Source organism: Prescottella defluvii (assembly GCF_000738775.1).
GTDB lineage: Bacteria > Actinomycetota > Actinomycetes > Mycobacteriales > Mycobacteriaceae > Prescottella > Prescottella defluvii.
Map to the genome: position 1 here is coordinate 1 of NZ_JPOC01000133.1, position 373 is coordinate 373.

Annotated in this window: 1 pseudogene; it reads right to left on the reverse strand. The window is 73.5% G+C overall.

Going from position 1 to position 373, the window contains the following annotated elements:
• Positions 1–373, reverse strand: a pseudogene (locus IJ15_RS26535) (NADH-quinone oxidoreductase subunit G); the annotation flags it as partial.

The window sequence follows — 373 nt, forward strand, 5'->3', positions numbered from 1 at the left end:
ACCCGGTTCGTGGGCGCCGGACGGTTCCGCAGCGACCACGGAGGGGCGGGTGCCGTCCCACGCACCGAGGCGTTCGAGTTCGGCGTGCACGGACGCGACGTCGGGCAGCCCGAGACGGACCCCCATCTCGGTGGCGAGGGCGTCGAGCACACGCTGGTCGGGGACGGCACCGGTGGTCCGCAGCGCCGCGTCGAACGGTCGCGCGCGGCCCTCCCAGTCGAGGAAGCTGCCGTCCTTCTCCGCGACGGGAGCCACCGGGAACACCACGTCGGCACGCTCGGTGACCGCGCTGCGGCGCAGTTCGAGGCTGACGACGAAACCGGCGGTGTCGAACGCCGTCCGCGCAAGCCGCGGATCGGGCAGATCGTCGAGT